Annotated in this window: 1 pseudogene; it reads right to left on the reverse strand. The window is 62.7% G+C overall.

The window, feature by feature from the left end:
- Nucleotides 1–284: pseudogene (locus tag LZP69_RS16280) on the reverse strand (SGNH/GDSL hydrolase family protein); the annotation flags it as partial.

Consider the following 284-nt stretch of genomic DNA (forward strand, 5'->3'; position numbering starts at 1 on the left):
GCAGGGCAGTGAAGCGGTGCATCGGCGGCAACGCCGACAGCAGGATGTGGCGGACGCCGAAGCCGGATTCCAGCAGATCAAGCAAGCTGGCCAATGCGGCTGTCCATTGTCCGGTTCGCCGGCCAGTGATGACATCATTGACGCCTATCGACACGATCGCCACATCGAAGCGCCCGCCGGCGACGCCATCGAGTCGTGCGATGAGGTCGCGTGTCGTGACGCCCGATTCCGCATAAAGTTGCCAAGTCACCTTGAAATCCGGCATCAGCTCCGCGACGAGGCGA

It is taken from the genome of Shewanella sp. AS1 (genome assembly GCF_021412565.1).
GTDB lineage: Bacteria > Pseudomonadota > Gammaproteobacteria > Enterobacterales > Shewanellaceae > Shewanella.